At 72.3% G+C, this 17,481-nt stretch carries 16 protein-coding genes; 6 read left to right on the forward strand and 10 right to left on the reverse strand.

Features of this window, described 5'->3' with window-relative positions; all coding sequences use genetic code 11:
• Positions 1–16: 16 nt before the first annotated feature.
• Positions 17–433, forward strand: a complete 417-nt coding sequence (locus ABZ848_RS30740; RefSeq protein WP_360837141.1) for a rhodanese-like domain-containing protein — start codon at positions 17–19, stop codon at positions 431–433.
• Here ABZ848_RS30740 and ABZ848_RS30745 read toward each other — a convergent pair.
• The 3 genes from ABZ848_RS30745 to recA all read right to left on the reverse strand — a co-directional run bounded on the left by ABZ848_RS30745 (position 427) and on the right by recA (position 3,984).
• Positions 427–1,320 (reverse strand): sugar ABC transporter substrate-binding protein, encoded by an 894-nt coding sequence (locus ABZ848_RS30745; protein ID WP_360837193.1) that lies wholly within the window; start codon positions 1,318–1,320, stop codon positions 427–429. The genes ABZ848_RS30740 and ABZ848_RS30745 overlap by 7 nt on opposite strands.
• A gap of 621 nt (positions 1,321–1,941) precedes the next feature.
• Complete coding sequence (gene recX, locus ABZ848_RS30750; protein ID WP_360837142.1) at positions 1,942–2,853, reverse strand: recombination regulator RecX; 912 nt, start codon at positions 2,851–2,853, stop codon at positions 1,942–1,944.
• 3 nt (positions 2,854–2,856) lie between these two features.
• Entirely contained in the window at positions 2,857–3,984 is a 1,128-nt protein-coding gene (gene recA, locus ABZ848_RS30755) for a recombinase RecA (RefSeq protein WP_360837144.1), read from the reverse strand.
• Between the two features lie 315 nt (positions 3,985–4,299).
• Here recA and ABZ848_RS30760 point away from each other — a divergent pair, with 315 nt between their 5' ends.
• Positions 4,300–5,100 (forward strand): hypothetical protein, encoded by an 801-nt coding sequence (locus tag ABZ848_RS30760; protein ID WP_360837146.1) that lies wholly within the window; start codon positions 4,300–4,302, stop codon positions 5,098–5,100.
• A 28-nt stretch (positions 5,101–5,128) separates the two neighbouring features.
• Here ABZ848_RS30760 and ABZ848_RS30765 read toward each other — a convergent pair whose 3' ends face one another.
• Both ABZ848_RS30765 and ABZ848_RS30770 read right to left on the reverse strand, forming a co-directional pair.
• Positions 5,129–6,466 carry an AI-2E family transporter gene (locus ABZ848_RS30765; protein ID WP_360837147.1) on the reverse strand — a complete coding sequence of 446 codons (1,338 nt, stop codon included), beginning with the start codon at positions 6,464–6,466 and terminating at the stop codon, positions 5,129–5,131.
• 60 nt (positions 6,467–6,526) lie between these two features.
• Positions 6,527–6,721: a DUF3046 domain-containing protein gene (locus ABZ848_RS30770; protein ID WP_360837149.1), complete on the reverse strand. Its 195-nt coding sequence runs from the start codon at positions 6,719–6,721 to the stop codon at positions 6,527–6,529.
• Between the two features lie 80 nt (positions 6,722–6,801).
• Between ABZ848_RS30770 and ABZ848_RS30775 the strand changes: the two genes are divergently transcribed.
• The gene (locus ABZ848_RS30775; protein WP_360837150.1) at positions 6,802–7,746 is read left to right on the forward strand and encodes a hypothetical protein; all 945 of its coding nucleotides are present in this window, start codon (positions 6,802–6,804) and stop codon (positions 7,744–7,746) included.
• Between the two features lie 21 nt (positions 7,747–7,767).
• Here the strand turns inward: ABZ848_RS30775 and ABZ848_RS30780 are convergent, their stop codons facing one another.
• The 3 genes from ABZ848_RS30780 to ABZ848_RS30790 are packed head-to-tail and all read right to left on the reverse strand — an operon-like array spanning position 7,768 to position 9,682.
• Positions 7,768–8,076 carry an AzlD domain-containing protein gene (locus tag ABZ848_RS30780; RefSeq protein ID WP_360837152.1) on the reverse strand — a complete coding sequence of 103 codons (309 nt, stop codon included), beginning with the start codon at positions 8,074–8,076 and terminating at the stop codon, positions 7,768–7,770.
• Positions 8,073–8,816 carry an AzlC family ABC transporter permease gene (locus ABZ848_RS30785; protein WP_360837154.1) on the reverse strand — a complete coding sequence of 248 codons (744 nt, stop codon included), beginning with the start codon at positions 8,814–8,816 and terminating at the stop codon, positions 8,073–8,075. Before ABZ848_RS30785 ends, ABZ848_RS30780 begins: the two co-directional genes overlap by 4 nt.
• Complete coding sequence (locus tag ABZ848_RS30790) at positions 8,786–9,682, reverse strand: AraC family transcriptional regulator (protein ID WP_360837156.1); 897 nt, start codon at positions 9,680–9,682, stop codon at positions 8,786–8,788. The genes ABZ848_RS30785 and ABZ848_RS30790 overlap by 31 nt, the downstream gene beginning before the upstream one ends.
• Positions 9,683–9,777: 95 nt before the next feature.
• Between ABZ848_RS30790 and ABZ848_RS30795 the strand changes: the two genes are divergently transcribed.
• The 3 genes from ABZ848_RS30795 (at position 9,778) to ABZ848_RS30805 (ending at position 16,624) form a co-directional block, all read left to right on the forward strand.
• Entirely contained in the window at positions 9,778–14,889 is a 5,112-nt protein-coding gene (locus ABZ848_RS30795) for an ATP-dependent helicase (RefSeq protein WP_360837158.1), read from the forward strand.
• A gap of 101 nt (positions 14,890–14,990) precedes the next feature.
• Positions 14,991–15,827, forward strand: a complete 837-nt coding sequence (locus ABZ848_RS30800) for a DNA-formamidopyrimidine glycosylase family protein (protein ID WP_360837160.1) — start codon at positions 14,991–14,993, stop codon at positions 15,825–15,827.
• A 32-nt stretch (positions 15,828–15,859) separates the two neighbouring features.
• A complete protein-coding gene (locus tag ABZ848_RS30805; protein ID WP_360837162.1) occupies positions 15,860–16,624 on the forward strand; it encodes an SDR family NAD(P)-dependent oxidoreductase in 765 nt (254 codons plus the stop codon).
• Here the strand turns inward: ABZ848_RS30805 and ABZ848_RS30810 are convergent.
• Together ABZ848_RS30810 and ABZ848_RS30815 are read right to left on the reverse strand one after the other, a co-directional pair.
• Positions 16,572–16,850, reverse strand: a complete 279-nt coding sequence (locus ABZ848_RS30810) for a hypothetical protein (RefSeq protein WP_360837163.1) — start codon at positions 16,848–16,850, stop codon at positions 16,572–16,574. The two genes, ABZ848_RS30805 and ABZ848_RS30810, sit on opposite strands and share 53 nt — an antisense overlap.
• A 103-nt stretch (positions 16,851–16,953) precedes the next feature.
• Positions 16,954–17,424 carry a DNA starvation/stationary phase protection protein gene (locus ABZ848_RS30815; RefSeq protein ID WP_360837165.1) on the reverse strand — a complete coding sequence of 157 codons (471 nt, stop codon included), beginning with the start codon at positions 17,422–17,424 and terminating at the stop codon, positions 16,954–16,956.
• Positions 17,425–17,481: the final 57 nt, after the last annotated feature.

Consider the following 17,481-nt stretch of genomic DNA (forward strand, 5'->3'; position numbering starts at 1 on the left):
CCGGAGGAGAGGGCAAGTGAGTGCCGTGGGTGAACGGCCCGTCGGGATCGACGAGTTGCTGGAGCGGGTGCGTGCGGGGTACGAGCGCATCGAGCCGAAGGAGGCTTACGACGCCGCCCTCGCCGGGGAGGCGTTGCTGGTCGACATCCGGTACGCGGCCCTGCGCGAGCGGGACGGCCTGATCCCCGGCGCCCTCGTCGTCGAGCGCAATGAGCTGGAGTGGCGGCTCGATCCGCAGGGCAGCCACCGCGCGCCCGAGGCCACGAGCCATGACCTGCGGATCGTGGTGATCTGCAACGAGGGCTACGCGTCTAGCCTCGCGGCGGCCTCGCTCCACCGGCTGGGACTGCACCGGGCCACGGACCTGGTCGGCGGCTTTCAGGCGTGGAAGGCGGCGGGCCTCCCGCTCCTGTCGGCGGAACCCGCTCAGTAGCCGTCGGCCTGGCAATACAGCGGGGCGGTGTCCGCGTTGGCCTTGGTGATCAGCTCGGCGGGCGTCTTCGCGATCTTCTCCGCCTTACGGCCGCGCAGCAGATCGATGGCGTTCGTCACCGCCAACTCACCGGTGTCCGCGGCCGAGTTGGAGACAGTGGCCGAGAAACGGCCGTCCTTGAGGGCGGCCAGCCCCTCGTCCGTGCCGTTGACGGTCACGATCTTCACGTCCTTGGCGCCGGCCGCGTCGAAGGCCTTGCGGACGGAGAAGGCCATCTCCTCGTTGGCGACGAAGGCGTAGTCCAGGTCGGGGTGGGCCGCGATCATTTTCTCGGCGACGGTTCGCGCCTTGGCGGGGTCGAACATGCCGGGTTGGTTCGCCACGACCTGGGCGTTGCCGGGCAGCGCGTCGGTGAATCCGCCGACCAGGAGGTCGGAGGCGGCGCCGGGAGCGCCGGCGACGACACCGACCTCCACGTGCTTGCCCGCCGCGTCCTTCTGGATCCAGCCCGCGTCGAGCCGCCCCACCTTCTTCAGGTCGACGACGACCGCCCCCAGGATGTGGGAGGTGTCGTCCGGTGCGACAGAGGTGAAGAAGATCGGGATGCCCGCGCCGCGAGCCTTGGCGATGTCCGCCTTCAACGCCTCCGAGTCAACCGTCTGCACGATCAGCGCGTCGACCTTGCGCGCGATCATGTCCTCGATGTTGGCCAGCTCGGTCGCGGCGTCCTGACGGGAGTCGGCCGTACGAATCCGCGCGAAGTTGCTCCGCCCCACCTCTTCGACGGCTTTCTGCAGACACCTGTGGAACTGGGTGGTACCGCCGTTGACGAACCCGATGGTGATGGTGCCCTGGACGGTCGCTCCCTTGTCGTCGCCGTCGGACATCAACCCACAGCCGCTCAGCAGCAGGGCCATGGCGGTGGCGGTGGCGGTGGCGGTGGCGGTGGCGGTGGCGGTGGCCAGGGTATTGGCCGGTCTCCCGAACCGTGGTTTCCGGGACGGCGCTCTTCGGGCCGCCGTTCTTCGAGGTTGGGCGGAGTCGGACACGGCAGGGAGCCTTTCGGCATGCGGAAGGACGAGGGCAGGAGTGGCGAAGGGCGGCGGGGCACGAGCACGAACGCAACCTGTACGTGGCTGCGCGGCGCGGGCCCGCAGTGGGCCGGGCGGCTCCGCGACGGCAGCAGACAGTACCCACGCCCCGAGCGAGCTCACCCTCCCGGGAACGCAAGGTAAGGCTGCGCGCCGAAGAAGGCTCCACCGACAGGGAAGGCTCTAGCGTCGGCACACCGGAGCGACTCGGCGAACCCGTCGGTTCCTGAACCAGCCGCCCCGAAGGCGCGCCAACTCGCCGCGCACCGACTCCGATGACCCACCAGCTCGGAACCTTCACTCGCGACGCCCACCACCTCAGGCGGCCGTCGCCCGGCGTCTCACGGGCCCTCCGATCGAGAACCCCTCGCCCTGACGCCCCGCCGGATCATCACAGCGTGCCCAGAGCCCCCAGCCTCAGCCCCCTTCGTCCCCCAGAAACTCCGTATCCTCCCCCTCCTCCTCCTCCAGCGCCCGCCGAACCACCCGCAGAGCCATGCCCTCGGGATAGCCCTTGCGCGCGAGCATCCCCGCGAGGCGGCGCAGTCGCTTGTCGCGGTCGAGGCCCCGCGTGGCACGCAGCTTGCGGGCGACCAGTTCGCGCGCCGTCTCCTCCTCCTGCTCGGAGTCCAGCTGGGAGACCGCCGCGTCGATCAGCGTCGAGTCCACCCCCTTGGTGCGCAGCTCCTGCGCGAGCGCCCGCCGGGCGAGCCCCCGGCCGTGGTGCCGGGACTCCACCCAGGCGTCCGCGAAGGCGCTGTCGTTGATCAGCCCGACCTCCTCGAACCGGGACAGCACCTCCTCCGCGGCGTCGTCCGGGATCTCCCGCTTGCGCAGGGCGTCGGCCAGTTGCTTGCGCGTCCGCGGGGTCCCGGTGAGCAGACGCAGACAGATCGCCCGCGCCCGCTCGACCGGGTCCCCCGGAGTCTCCTCCTGCTCGGCCCTCGACGAGGAGGAGAAGCCCCCGTCTTCGTCGGCGGCCTCTCCGCGACGCCGCTGCCGACCCCGCCGGGAGCCGCCCGCGCCACGGACACCACCGTCACGCCCCCCGTCGGCACGCCGACGCGAACCACGCCTCGGCGAACCGGAGTCGCCCCCCGCCTCGCCGTCAGGCCACTCCCCGCCGACGGCCGCCCCGTCTTCGGACGACCGACCGCGCGAGCCTCCCGTGCCGTACGCCCCGGCGCGGTCGTATCCCCCGTCCGCGCCGTGCCCGGCGTCCCCGTGCGCATCGCCGTCCGACCCGGCAGATCCCCCGTCGCCCACCCCGCCCCGCTCCCGCGGAGCGTCCGGGTAGACGTACTCGGCCCAGTCGGTTCGTCGTGTCACGGATCAGCTCTTGGCAGCCGGAGCCTTGGCCTTCGCCGCCTTGGCGGCCGCCGGAGCCGGCACCTTCGCGGCGTCGTCCGCGGGAGCGGTGACAGCCGCGGCGTCGGCACCGGGCTCCGCGGTCGGCTCCTCGGGCCGCACGCCCACGCCCAGCTTCTCCTTGATCTTCTTCTCGATCTCGTTGGCCAGATCGGGGTTGTCCTTCAGGAAGTTGCGCGCGTTCTCCTTGCCCTGGCCGAGCTGGTCGCCCTCGTACGTGTACCAGGCGCCGGCCTTGCGGACGAAGCCGTGCTCCACGCCCATGTCGATCAGGCCGCCCTCGCGGCTGATGCCCTGGCCGTAGAGGATGTCGAACTCGGCCTGCTTGAAGGGCGGCGCGACCTTGTTCTTGACGACCTTCACACGGGTGCGGTTGCCGACCGCCTCCGTGCCGTCCTTCAGGGTCTCGATGCGGCGGATGTCGATACGCACCGAGGCGTAGAACTTCAGCGCCCGGCCACCGGTCGTGGTCTCCGGGGAGCCGAACATCACGCCGATCTTCTCGCGGAGCTGGTTGATGAAGATCGCCGTGGTCTTGGACTGGTTGAGCGCGCTGGTGATCTTCCGCAGCGCCTGGCTCATCAGACGGGCCTGCAGACCGACGTGGCTGTCGCCCATCTCGCCCTCGATCTCCGCGCGCGGCACGAGCGCGGCCACGGAGTCGATGACGATGAGGTCGAGGGCGCCGGAGCGGACCAGCATGTCCACGATCTCCAGGGCCTGCTCGCCGTTGTCCGGCTGGGAGAGGATCAGGTTGTCGATGTCGACGCCGAGCTTCTTCGCGTACTCGGGGTCGAGGGCGTGCTCCGCGTCGACGAAGGCGACCTGGCCGCCGGCCTTCTGCGCGTTCGCCACCGCGTGCAGGGTCAGGGTCGTCTTGCCGGACGACTCCGGCCCGTAGACCTCGACGACACGGCCGCGCGGCAGGCCGCCGACGCCGAGGGCCACATCCAGCGCGGTCGACCCGGTCGGGATGACCTCGATGGGCTCCATCGACCGGTCGCCCATGCGCATGACCGCGCCCTTGCCGAATTGCCGTTCAATCTGTGCGAGAGCGGCATCAAGGGCCTTCTCGCGGTCGGTTCCTGCCATGGGTTCCACCCGATTTGCTTGAGTCGATCGCTTCACGTCAAAGACGCTAACGCCTGCCACTGACAATGCGCCCCGACGCCCGTCCGGCCTGTGGATAACTCGGGTACTTCTCCGTCAAAACCGTGCCGAATCACCCGCGAAGAACCTCACCGGAGCCTCCATAAGAATGGATGTTCGATTTTCGTGTCAAGCGCACCACGCGGCACTTCCGAGACTATGTCGGCGGTCCGACAGCCGGGCTGCTTCCGGTGGCGTACGGCGGGTGTCTTCGCCCGGACGACGACTTGATCGAGCGCTCCCGCGAGCCTGGTGGGCATGCAGACCGAGAAGAGCGGCCGAGAGACCAGCGGGGCGCCGGTCCTGCCTACCTGGTGGGCCGGGACGCGTCCGGTGGAGCGCTTCTGCCACGCCACCGGCCTCCTCCTGATCCTGTCCGGCCTCGCGCACCTGGTGGTGTTCGCCGTCGACGGCGGCCCCTGGGACGGGGCCGTGTCGTGGCGCAAGCCCGTGACATTCGGGCTGTCCTTCGGGGCGACGCTGATCGCCGTCACGTGGGTGACGTCGTATCTGCGCGTCGGCCCGCGCCTGCGCACCGTGCTGCTCGCCGTGTTCGCCGCCGACTGTGTGGTGGAGGTCGGCGGAATCACCCTTCAGGCGTGGCGCCGGGTGCCCTCGCACCTCGACATGGAGACGCCCTTCGACACCGGGGTGTCGATGACGCTGGCGGTGGGCGGCGGAGTCCTGGTGGTGCTGCTCACCGTGTTCGCGCTGGCCTCGTTCCGGCACCGGCCCACGGGCCCGGCCGGGATGCCGCTCGCGGTGCGCTCCGGGTTCGCGATCCTGCTCGTCGCGCTCGCCTCGGGCGCCGCGATGATCGCGCGCGGTGTCGTACTCGCCCGCACCGGCCACCAGGAGGTGGCGTACCACTCGACGGCCCCGCTCAAGCCGCTGCACGGCGTCAGCTTGCACGCGGTCCTGGTACTGCCCGCACTGGCCTGGCTGCTGTCCCGCACGTCCTGGAGCGAACCGGTCCGGAGGCGGATCGTGGGAGCGGCGACCATCTGTTACGTGGTGGCCGTCATCGGCGCCGGGGTGTGGGCGGTGCTCACGTACTGACGTACTGAACAGGTCCGGCTGCCAGGCCTCAGGAGGAGCCTCCTCCTCCCGAGGGACCTTCCCCGCCCGACGGGTCTTCCCTGTCCGCGGGGCCCTCCCCGGACTCGCCCGCATCGACCGGTCCCGCATCGCCCTGTGTCGCCCCGGGCCGCCGCCCCCACAGCCGTCTCGCGCGCGTGGCGAGACCGGGCCCCGCTCTCCGCTCCCGGTGTCCGTGCACCCGAGGGTCGTCGGTGACCGCGTACCGCTTCACGTACGCCCCCAGGAACGCCTGCAGCGTGGCGACCGCCGGGATGGCGATCAGGGCGCCGACGGCGCCCAGGAGCGCGGTGCCGGCGATGACCGAGCCGAAGGCGACGGCAGGGTGGATGTCGACGGTCTTCGCGGTCAGCTTGGGCTGCAGCATGTAGTTCTCGAACTGCTGGTAGACCACGACGAAGATCAGCACCCACAGCGCGTACCAGGGATCGACGGTGAACGCGATCAGCATGGGCAGCGCGCCCGCGAGATACGTGCCGATGGTCGGGATGAACTGCGAGACCAGACCCACCCAGACGCCGAGCACGGGCGCGTAGGGCACGCCCAGGATCTGCAGCAGGATGTAGTGGGCTATGCCGGAGATGAGCGCCATCAGGCCGCGCGAGTAGATGTAACCACCGGTCTTGTTGACGGCGATCTCCCAAGCGCGCAGCACCTCGACCTGCCGCGCGGGCGGCAGCACGGAGCAGAGCGCGCGGCGCAGCCGTGGGCCGTCGGCGGCGAAGTAGAACGAGAACAGCGCGATCGTCAGCAGTTGGAAGAGGCCGCCGAGGACCTGGGCGGACACGTCCAGGACGCCCGTGGCGCTGTGCTGCACGTAGTTGCGCAGCCAGTCGGACTTGAGCAGGCCCTCCTGGACGTCCACCCGCTTCAGATCCGTGTTGAAGTGCGTGTTGACCCAGTTGATGACGGAGTCGAGGTAGTCCGGGAAGTCCTCGACGATCTTGATGATCTGGCCCGCCAGCATGGAGCCGAGCAGGGTGACGAAGCCCGCCGCCGCGATCATCACACCGAGGAAGACGAGACCGGCGGCCAGCCCCCGGCGCATGCCGCGCGCGGCCATCCAGCTCACCGCGGGCTCGATGGCGAGGGCCAGGAAGAACGCGATGAGGATGTTGATCAGCAGGCCGGTCAGCTGGTGGAAGGCCCAGGTGCCCAGCTGGAATGCGGCGTAGAGCGCGAGCACCAGCACCACGGCGCGCGGCAGCCAGCGCGGCATGCGGGCGCCCGACGCGGCGGCGCCGTCGGCCGTGGGCCGGTCGGGCGGCGTCGTGCCGAACGGCGATGCGTGCCGGGACGTCTCCCCGGTCTCGTCAGTGGGTGCCACGGATCAAGTCTCGCCCACAGGTCTGACATTCAACTGCCGTCCTGCGATCTTCCCTGCGGATCAGCGCTTCTCCCCCGGAACGTTCATGACCGTGCAGACCACACGCCACACGTCCTTGGCCTCCCAGCCCGCGTCCAGCGCCTCGTGCACCGTGTGCCCGCCGAGCTCCGTCATCACGTGATCGCGCGCGAAGGTGTCGGCGTATCCCGGACCGAAGTGATCCGTCATCCGCTCCCAGAAGACCGTCAACCGCATGACTCCAGTATCCCGCCCCTGAGGGTGGGCCTGAGCCAGGACCGCTTGCCGAGACCGCTTTCCGCCCTACGGTCTGTCGCATGTCCGAAACAGGAGCTTCCCCACTCCCCGCCACGCCCCCGGCGCGCTCCCCGCTCTTCCGCGCCGAGCACTTCGTCTGGCTCACCGCGCGCGTGCTGGAGCAGCGCCTCTTCGCGCATCACTTCCTGAACGGGAGCGCGGACCCGGTGGAGACCGCGCTGGACGCCTATCGCAACGAGGACGGCGGGTACGGCCACGCCCTGGAGCCCGATCTGCGCGGCCCGGTGAGCCAGCCCCTGCACACCGGGCACGCGCTGCGCGTCCTGGACTCCATCGGGCGCTGCGGGGGACAGCGCGTGGAACGCGTGTGCCGCTATCTGACCTCGGTCTCCACGGCGGACGGAGCGCTGCCGGCGATCAGTCCCAGCCAGCGCGGCTATCCGGCGGCCCCGTTCATCCCCATCGTGGACGACCCGCCGAGCGAACTCCTGGCCACCGGTCCGGTAGTGGGCCTGTTGCACCGCAACGAGGTGTGGCACGCCTGGCTGTTCCGGGCCACGGACTTCTGCTGGGAGGCGATCGAGTCCCTGGAGAAGTCCCACCCCTACGAGATCGAGGCCGCCGTGGCCTTCCTGGACTCCGCGCCCGACCGCCCGCGCGCGGAGGCGGCCGCCGACCGTCTGGGCCGCCTGGTGCGCGAACACCGGCTGGCCGCGCTGGACCCGGACGACCTCACGAACTACCCGGTCGCGGCCGGCTACGCCCCAGGTGAGCACCATTTCCCGCACGACTATGCGAAGACGCCGAGTTCGCTGGCACGCGCGTGGTTCACGGACGACGAGATGACACGCTCCCTGGACCACCTGGCAGCCACCCAGCAGGAGGACGGCGGCTGGCCGATCCGGTGGCGCCGCTGGGCACCTGGCACGGCCCTGGAAGCACGCCCCATGGTGACGATCGAGGCGCTTCGCGCCCTGAGGGCGCATGGCCGCCCCATCGGCTGAGCCGGGCGCCCCGCCCACGGATCACCCGCCGATGGCCCGCACTCCCGCGGTCACCACCACGGCCGCCGCCACGACGAGCAGAAAGGGCGCGCGCAGCACCAGTACGACAGCGGCCGCGGCCACCCCCGCCAGCCGCGCGTCGACCACCAGGGCGTGCCCGTCGGCAAAGGTCTGCTGAGCCGTCAGCGCGGCGAGAAGGGCCACCGGCAGCAAGGCGGCCAGCCGCCGGACGAGCGGCCTCTCTAGGGCTCCCGCGGGCACGAGGAGCCCGGCGAGCTTTACGGCGTAACAGCCGAGAGCGGTCGCGCCGATCGCGATCCAGGTGTTCAACGGTCTTCCTCTTGTGCGTCGTTGCGAGGCGCCTGCCTGCGGCGGCCCTCCAGGAAAAGGACGGCGGGCGCCGCGAGCGCCGCCACCAGCACGGGCACACCGGCGGGCAGTACGGGCAACAGGCCCAGCCCCAGAACGACGGCCAGACCGGCGACGGCCCGCTCGATGCCGGTCTTCAACATCGGCGCGAGCAGCGCCAGAAAGACGGCCGGCCCGGCGGCGTCCAGCCCCCACGCGTCCGTGTCCCCGATGGCCTTGGCACCCAGGGCACCGAGCAGCGTGGTCAGGTTCCACAGCACGTACAGACTCAGCCCGGTGACCCCGAACCCGATCCGCGCAGTGCGCCGCGAGGGCTGCGCCAACGTCACCGCGGTCGTCTCGTCGATGACCCACTGGGCCGCGAACGGCCGCACCGCGCGCGGGAGGGCGAGCACCTGTGAAAGCCGCAGCCCGTAGAAGGCGTTGCGCACCCCCAGGAAGAACGCTCCCGCGGCCGCGGTGAGTGGATTGCCCCCGGCCGCGAGCGCCCCCACCAAGGCGAACTGGGAGGCTCCGGTGAACACCAGGAGACTGAGCGCGCAGCTCTGCAGCAGCGAAAGCCCGCTGCCCGCCGAGGTCACCCCGAAGGCGAAGCCGGAAAGTCCCACGGCGACACCGACTCCGAGGGCGTCCCTGACGACGGCGGCATCCGCCTTCCCTCCACCGGCACCTATGTCTGCGACTGCTGTCTGTTCTGCCACAGCTCGGACGGTAGTAGCAGGCCCTGCCGCTCGTCTTGTACGTTCTTGCGCTCCCGCTGGTACGCCCCCGGCGGCACGCCCACGATCCGGGCGAAGTGCCGGTTGAGGTGCGGCTGATCGGTGAACCCCACCGCCACGGCCGCCTCGGCGGGCGACGTACCGCCGTCGAGCAACCGCAGCGCCCGCCGCACCCGCGCGTCCGTCAGCCAGGTGTGCGGGGGCATGCCGTAGGCGTCCCGAAAGGCCCGCAGCAACGAGAACGCGCTGACCCCGAGATCGGCCGCGAGCCGCTCCAGAGTCGGCGGCTCGACCATCCGCTCCTCCAGCACCGCACGCGCGCGTGCCGCGACCTTGGCCCCCGCCGTCCGCACTTCCCGCCGCGCCAGCGGCCCGCCGTTCAGCCGCAGCAGCCGGGTCACGGCGACGCGCAGCAGTGTGTCGGCGGCCAGCGCATTGCCCTCGTCGGCGGCGCGCAGCACCTGATGAACCAGCCCCACGCTGTACGGATCGTCGAGCACCGGGCTGACGAAGCCGGGCGTCCCCCGGATCGTCGTGGTCTCGGCGGCGATCTCCGCCACCACCTCGGGCGCCGGATAGACAGCGCCGTACCGCCAGCCCTCGGGCACCCCGGCCCGCCCGGTGTGCGGAGTGTCGGGATTGACCAGCGCCAGCGTCCCGGCTCCCGCGTACTGATCGGCCCCCCGATGGTGAAAGACCTCCACCCCCTGCGCGATGGCGGCGATCACGAAGTGCTCGTGCGTGTGCCGCACGAACGCCTTCCGCACATACCGGGCTCGCAGCAGATCGACGCCGGGCAACTCGGCGTACCGCCAGTGCCGAGCCACTTCCTCACCGGAACCCGCCATACCCCCATTCTCCGCCACACCGCCCAAGCACCCGCACCGTCTCGGCGAACCAGCAGGTCAGAGCCATTGTCAGTGGCGGGGTGCAGGATGGACGCATGGTCAGTTCCGCACACCGGGCCCTAGCCGGCTTCTCCCCCGCCACCCGCGGCTGGTTCACGGGCGCCTTCGACGCCCCGACCGCCGCCCAGGCCGGCGCGTGGAATGCCATCAACCAGGGCTCGGACGTGCTGGTCGTGGCCCCCACCGGCTCCGGCAAGACCCTCGCCGCGTTCCTCGCCGCCCTGGACCAACTCGCCTCCACCCCACCCCCCGCCGACCCCAGGAAGCGCTGCCGGGTCCTCTACGTCTCCCCGCTCAAGGCCCTGGCGGTGGACGTGGAGCGCAACCTCCGCAGCCCCCTCACCGGCATCCGGCAGGAGTCCGTCCGCCTGGGTCTGCCCGAGCCCGAGGTCAAGGTGGGCATCCGCTCCGGCGACACCCCCGCCGCAGAGCGCCGAGCCCTCTCCACCCGGCCCCCGGACATCCTGATCACCACCCCCGAGTCCCTGTTCCTGATGCTGACGTCGGCGACCCGCGACGCCCTCACCGGCATCGAGACCGTGATCCTGGACGAGGTGCACGCCGTGGCCGGCACCAAGCGCGGCGCCCACCTCGCGCTCTCCCTGGAGCGTCTGGACGAGCTCCTGCCCAAACCGGCCCGCCGCATCGGCCTCTCGGCGACGGTCCGCCCGGTGGACGAGGTCGCCCGGTATCTGTCCCCGCGCCGCAAGGTGGAGATCGTCCAGCCGAAGTCGGGCAAGGAGTTCGACCTCTCGGTGGTCGTCCCGGTCGAGGACCTCGGCGAACTGGGCGGCTCCCCGGTGGCCGACGGCTCCGAGGGCACGGAACGCCCCTCCATCTGGCCGCACGTCGAGGAGCGCATCACCGACCTGGTCCAGTCCCACCGCTCCACGATCGTGTTCGCCAACTCCCGCCGCCTCGCGGAGCGCCTCTGCAACCGACTGAACGAGATCGCCTACGAGCGGGCGACCGGCGAACCCCTCGACGAGAACCACGCCCCGGCCGAGCTCATGGGCGGCTCCGGAGCCGCGCAGGGCGCGCCCCCGGTCATCGCCCGCGCCCACCACGGCTCGGTCTCCAAGGAGCAGCGGGCCCTGGTCGAGGAAGACCTCAAAGCAGGGCGCCTCCCGGCCGTGGTGGCCACCTCCAGCCTCGAACTGGGCATCGACATGGGCGCCGTCGACCTCGTCGTCCAGGTCGAATCGCCCCCCTCCGTGGCGTCCGGCCTCCAGCGCGTGGGCCGCGCGGGCCACCAGGTGGGCGCGGTCTCCACCGGCGTCGTCTTCCCCAAGTACCGCGGCGACCTGGTCCAGGCCGCGGTCGTCACCGAGCGCATGCGCACCGGCTCCATCGAGTCCCTGAAGGTCCCGGCGAACCCCCTGGACGTCCTGGCCCAGCAGCTCGTCGCCATGACGGCCCTGGACACCTGGCAGGTCGACGACCTCCTGACCACGGTCCGCCGCGCGGCCCCCTTCGCGTCACTGCCCGAGTCCGCCTTCACCGCGGTCCTGGACATGCTCGCGGGCCGCTACCCCTCGGACGCCTTCGCCGAGCTGCGCCCCCGCGTCGTCTGGGACCGCGTCGCCGGCACGATCACCGGCCGCCCCGGCGCCCAGCGCCTCGCCGTCACCTCCGGCGGCACGATCCCCGACCGCGGTCTCTTCGGCGTCTTCCTGGCCGGCTCCGACCCGAAGAAGGGCGGCGGCCGGGTCGGCGAGCTCGACGAGGAGATGGTCTACGAGTCCCGAGTGGGCGACGTGTTCACCCTCGGCACCAGCTCCTGGCGCATCGAGGACATCACGCGCGACCGCGTCCTGGTCTCCCCCGCGCCGGGCGTGCCGGGCCGGCTCCCGTTCTGGAAGGGCGACCAGCTGGGCCGTCCGCTCGAACTGGGCCGCGCGGTGGGCCAGTTCCTGCGCGAGGTCGGCTCCCTGTCCAAGGAGGACGCCCGCCTGCGCCTCCTGGCGGCGGGCCTGGACGCCTGGGCGGCGGACAACGTCCTCTCCTACCTGGACGAGCAGCGCGAGGCCTGCGGCCACATCCCCGACGACCGCACCATCGTCGTGGAGCGCTTCCGCGACGAGCTCGGCGACTGGCGGGTCGTCGTCCACTCCCCCTTCGGCGCCCAGGTGCACGCCCCGTGGGCCCTGGCCCTCGGCGCCAAGCTCTCCGAGCGCTACGGCATGGACGCCCAGGTCATGCACGCCGACGACGGCATCGTCCTGCGCCTGCCCGACGCCGACCTGATGGGCCTGGACCTCCTCGACCAGGAACCGACCAAGGCCGGCACCGAGTACGACGCCGAGCAGGCCCCCGTCGGCGCCGCGGACGTCGTCTTCGACAAGGGCGAGGTCGACCAGATCGTCACCGACCAGGTCGGCGGCTCGGCCCTGTTCGCGTCCCGCTTCCGCGAGTGCGCCGCCCGCGCGCTGCTGCTGCCGCGCCGCAACCCCGGCAAACGCACCCCCCTGTGGCAGCAGCGCCAGCGCGCCGCCCAACTGCTCCAGGTGGCCAGCGAGTTCGGCTCGTTCCCGATCGTCCTGGAGGCGGTCCGCGAGTGTCTCCAGGACGTCTTCGACGTCCCCGGCCTGGTCGAGCTGATGGGCGACCTGGAGTCCCGCAAGGTGCGACTGGTCGAGGTCACCACCCCCGAGCCCTCCCCCTTCGCGCGTTCTCTCCTCTTCGGCTACGTCGCCCAGTTCCTGTACGAGGGCGACTCGCCGCTCGCCGAACGCCGCGCCGCCGCCCTCTCCCTCGACTCCCGGCTGCTGGCCGAGCTGCTCGGCCAGGCGGAGCTGCGGGAACTGCTCGACGCCGAGGTGCTGACCGAGCTGGAGCAAGAGCTCCAGTGGCTCACCGAGGACCGGCGCGTCAAGGACGCCGAGGGCGTCGCGGACGTACTCCGGCTGCTCGGCCCGCTCACGGACGACGAGTTGGCCGAGCGGGGCGCCGAGCCGCAGTGGGCCCAGGAGCTGGCCCGCGCCCGCCGGGTGATCCGCGTCCGTATCGCCGGCGCCGAGCACTGGGCGGCGATCGAGGACGCGGGCCGCCTGCGCGACGCGCTCGGCACCGCGCTCCCGGTGGGCGTCCCGGAGGCCTTCACGGAACCGGTCAAGGATCCCCTCGGTGACCTCCTCGCGCGCTTCGCCCGCACCCACGGCCCCTTCACATCGGCCACGGCGGCGGCCCGCTTCGGCCTGGGCGTGGCGGTCACGGAGGGCGCGCTGCAGCGCCTCGCCGCCAACGGCCGTGTCGTACAAGGGGAGTTCCATCCGGCGGGCATCGGCCAGGAGTGGTGCGACGCCGCGGTGCTACGACGCCTGCGCCGCCGTTCCCTGGCCGCGCTGCGGCACGAGCTGGAGCCGGTGGCGCCCGCCGCGCTCGCCCAGTTCCTGCCGCAGTGGCAGCACATCGGCCGGGGGCACGGACTGCGCGGCGTCGACGGACTGGTGCGTGCGATCGAGCAGTTGCAGGGCGCTTCCGTGCCCGCGTCCGCCCTGGAGAAGCTGGTCCTGCCCTCCCGCGTCACGAACTACACACCCGCGATGCTCGACGAGCTCACCGCCGCCGGCGAGGTCGTCTGGGCGGGGGCGGGCTCGCTCCCCGGCAAGGACGGCTGGGTCTCCGTGTACCTGGCGGACGCGGCCCCCCTGTTGCTCCCCCCGCCGCACCCCCTTGAGCTGACGGCGCTCCACCAGTCCGTCCTGGACGTCCTCTCCGGCGGCTACGGTCTGTTCTTCCGCCAGATCGCCGACCAGGTCCGCGCGACCACCCACCCGGATGTCACCGATCCCCAACTGGCCGATGCCGTCTGGGACCTGGCCTGGTCCGGCCGCCTCACGAACGACACGCTGGCTCCCATGCGCTCCCTGCTGGGCTCGGGCCGCACCGCGGGCTCCACGGCCCACCGCGCCAAGCGCGCCGTCCCGCGCGGGCGTTACGGCTCGCTGACGGCCGCCGCCCGCCCGGCCTCCCGCAGCGGCCCGCCGACCGTCGCCGGCCGCTGGTCGCTCCTCCCCGCGCACGAGGCCGACCCCACCGTGCGCGCGCACGCCCTCGCCCGCACCCTCCTCGACCGGCACGGCGTGGTCACCCGGGGTGCCGTCGCCGCGGAGGGCGTCGAGGGCGGCTTCTCGGCGACGTACCGGATCCTGTCCGTGTTCGAGGAGAGCGGTCAGGCGCGGCGCGGCTATGTGGTGGAGGGGCTCGGCGCGGCCCAGTTCGCGATGGACGGCGCGGTGGACCGCCTCCGCGCGGTGTCCAACGCCCGCGAGCGCGGCGAAGCCCTGCCGCAGCCTCCGGCCGACGGCACACCAGCCGCCCCCTTCGGCTCACCCCACGCCTTCACCGCCCCCGGCGACGGCACACCCGACGCCGACACTCCCCTCGACCACACGACCCACGGCCTCGACTCCCCCGACACCTTCGACTGGACCGACCCCTTCGGACCGGCCGACGGCGCCACCGCCGATGGCTCCACTCGCGACGGCTCCACCCCCGGCGACCATCGCACTCAGCACGACCGCACCCGCCCGCCCGAGCCCGATTTCGACATCACCGGCTTCGACGACGACTTCGCCTTCCCACCCACCAGGCCGTCACGGGACGAATACGTCTCCCCCCGCGACTTCACCTCGCCCGGCGCAGGCGGCCCCCGAAGCGCCCCCGGCGGCCCGTACAGCTCGCCCAACTCCCCGTACGGCAACTACTCCGCACACGGCTCCGCCTTCCCCAACCGTCGCCGCCCGACCCCCGACTCCCGAGCCGTCGTCCTGGCCGCCGCCGACCCGGCGAACGCGTACGGCGCCGCGCTCCCCTGGCCGGAGCCCCCGACCGGCGCGGGCCACAAGCCGGGCCGAAAGGCCGGCTCGCTGGTCGTGCTGGTCGACGGCGAGCTGACGCTCTACATGGAGCGAGGCGGCAAGACCCTGCTGGCCTGGCCCGCCGACCCGGACGCCAAACCCACCGACGACCCACGCCTGCAAGCAGCCGCCGACGCCCTCGCCGCGGCCGCCCGAGCAGGCTCCCTCGGCACGGTCACGGTGGAACGCGTCAACGGCACCGCGGCCCTGACCTCCCCCATCGGCACCCTCCTGGAAGGAGCGGGCTTCATCGCAACCCCGCGCGGCCTGCGGCTACGGGCATGAACGGGCCCGATCAGCCCCGGCCCACAGCATCCCCCGCCGCCCCGAGCAGCTTCGAGTAGCCCCCACCCACACTCGGCCCGCACCCGTGCCACCCTTGACCCATGCCCGAAGGAGACACGGTCTGGCAGACCGCGAGGCGGCTGCACGGCGCCCTCGCGGGCAAGGTGCTGACCCGTAGCGACTTCCGGGTGCCGAAGTACGCCACGGCCGACCTGACCGGCCGTACCGTCCTGGACGTCACCCCGCGCGGCAAGCACCTCCTGACGCGCGTCGAAGGCGGCCTGACCCTCCACTCGCACCTGAAGATGGACGGCTCCTGGAGGATCTTCGAGAACGGCCGACGCTGGAGCGGCGGCCCCGCCCACCAGATCCGCGTGATCCTCGGCAACGCGGACCGCACAGCCGTCGGCTACCGCCTCCCCGTCCTCGACCTCATCCGCACCACCGACGAAGCGCGCGCCGTCGGCCACCTGGGCCCCGACCTCCTCGGCCCGGACTGGAACCCCGAGCTCGCCCTCGCCAACCTCCTCGCCGACCCCACCCGCCCGCTCGGCGAAGCCCTCCTCGACCAGCGCAACCTCGCCGGCATCGGCAACATCTACAAGAGCGAGCTCTGCTTCCTCCTCGGCGCCACCCCCTGGCTCCCCGTCGGAGCCCTGCCCGCCGACCGCGCCGCGAAGCTGCCGGCGCTCGCCAAGAAGCTCCTGGAGGCCAACCGCGAGCGCCCGGTCCGCAGTACGACGGGCCGCCGCGGCCAGGACCTCTTCGTGTACGGCCGCGCACCCCGCCCCTGCCTCCGCTGCCACACCTTGGTCCGCGTGGCCGACCAGGGCGACGGATCCCGCGAGCGCCCCACGTACTGGTGCCCCAACTGCCAGGCAGGACCGGCCCCGAGCCCGGCCCCACCCCGGGCGACTCAACGCCGTACGACTAATTGACGATCCGTCAGAAACCCTCGTACCGTCCCCTCATGACGGTCCAGGCGTACGACCTCACCGGACGCACCGCGTTCGTCACCGGCGCGGCGGGCGGCATCGGCCGCGCCTCCGCCGTGCTGCTCGCCCAGGCCGGTGCCGCGGTGCACTGCGCCGACCGCGACGCCCAGGGCCTGCACGAGACGGAGACCCTGATCAAGGACGCCGGCGGCACGGCCCGTACCCACCAGCTCGACGTCACCGATCGCGAGCAGCTCCGCCTGGCGGTCGCCTCCTGCGAGCGGCTGGACGTGATGGCCGCGATCGCCGGGATCATGCACAGCAGCCCCGTCCTGGAGACCCGCGACGAGGACCTCGACCGGGTCCTGGACGTCAACTTCAAGGGCGTGCTGTACGCCTGCCAGGAGGCGGCCCGCGCGATGCTCGCCGGGAGCGTGCGCGGCAGCATCGTCACCATGGCCTCCAGCGCCATCGACACCGGCCGTCCCGGCCTGCTCTGCTACGGCGTGGCCAAGGCGGCCGTCGTCCAGCTGACGAAGACCCTGGCGAGCGAGGTCGGCCGGCACGGGATCCGCGTGAACGCGGTCGCGCCCGGCTGGACTCGCACGCCGATGACCGACCGGCACGAGGCCGAGGAGCAGGCGCGGACCGAGGCGCTGATGGCGCGGATGTCTCCGCTGGGCCGGGTCGGCGAGCCGGAGGACGTCGCCCACACCGTGCTCCATCTGGCGAGCGACGCCTCGTCGTTCACGACGGGCCAGATCCTGCGTCCGAACGGCGGAGTGGCGATGCCGTGGTGACCCGGGCGGTCCGCCAGGCCGCCCGCCACCGCCCCGCGCCGACGGCTCCCGCGGCCCGCGCCTTGGGCACGCAGTGCACCGGCAGCAGGCTCAGCCCCCATCCCCCGGCGGCGACGGCCCCCTCCAGCACCCCGGCGCCGGGCGCGAGGGCGAGCCGCAGCACGGCCCACCACCACAGCGCCCCGAGCCCGAGGAGCACCCCCCAGCGCGCTATCGGCCGTGCCATTCACCCACCACCTCCAGCCCGACGCTAGGCCGCCTAAATCGCCCGCGGGCAGGGCGCACCGACGGCACACGGGCGCACCCCGCCGCTCGGCACCGGGTCGGCGTCAGCCGTTCTCCGCCTGGAACATCCAGTGGTGCTTCTCCAGGTCCGCCGTGATCCCGATGAAGATGTCCTGGCTGACGGGATCCGCGTCCCCGGTCGTCGCGACCCGCTCCCGCATCCGTCCGATCACCGCGCCCAGCGCGTCCACCAGGGTGCCCACCGCGTCCACGTCCTTGATCCAGCCGTCGGGCACCGCCCCGATGCCGCTGCCGGAGGCCACCGTCGAGGCGCGTCCGTCGGGCGGCACGCCCAGTGCCGACGCCCGCTCGGCCACGGTGTCGGAGTGGGTCCGCGCGCTGTCCACGACCTCGTCGAGCTGGAGATGCACGGAGCGGAAGCGCGGCCCGACCACGTTCCAGTGGACCTGTTTCGCGACGAGGGAGAGGTCGACCAGGTCGACGAGTGCGCCCTGCAACGCCTCGGCGACGGTCTTCAGGTCCGCGTCGGACAGCGGGCTCTTCACGACGTACATCCGTATGCTCCGATCCCTGCGCACGGCCCCGAGTCGGCCTTCCACGATGCACGAAAG

Source organism: Streptomyces sp. NPDC047081, assembly GCF_040643775.1.
Lineage (GTDB): Bacteria > Actinomycetota > Actinomycetes > Streptomycetales > Streptomycetaceae > Streptomyces.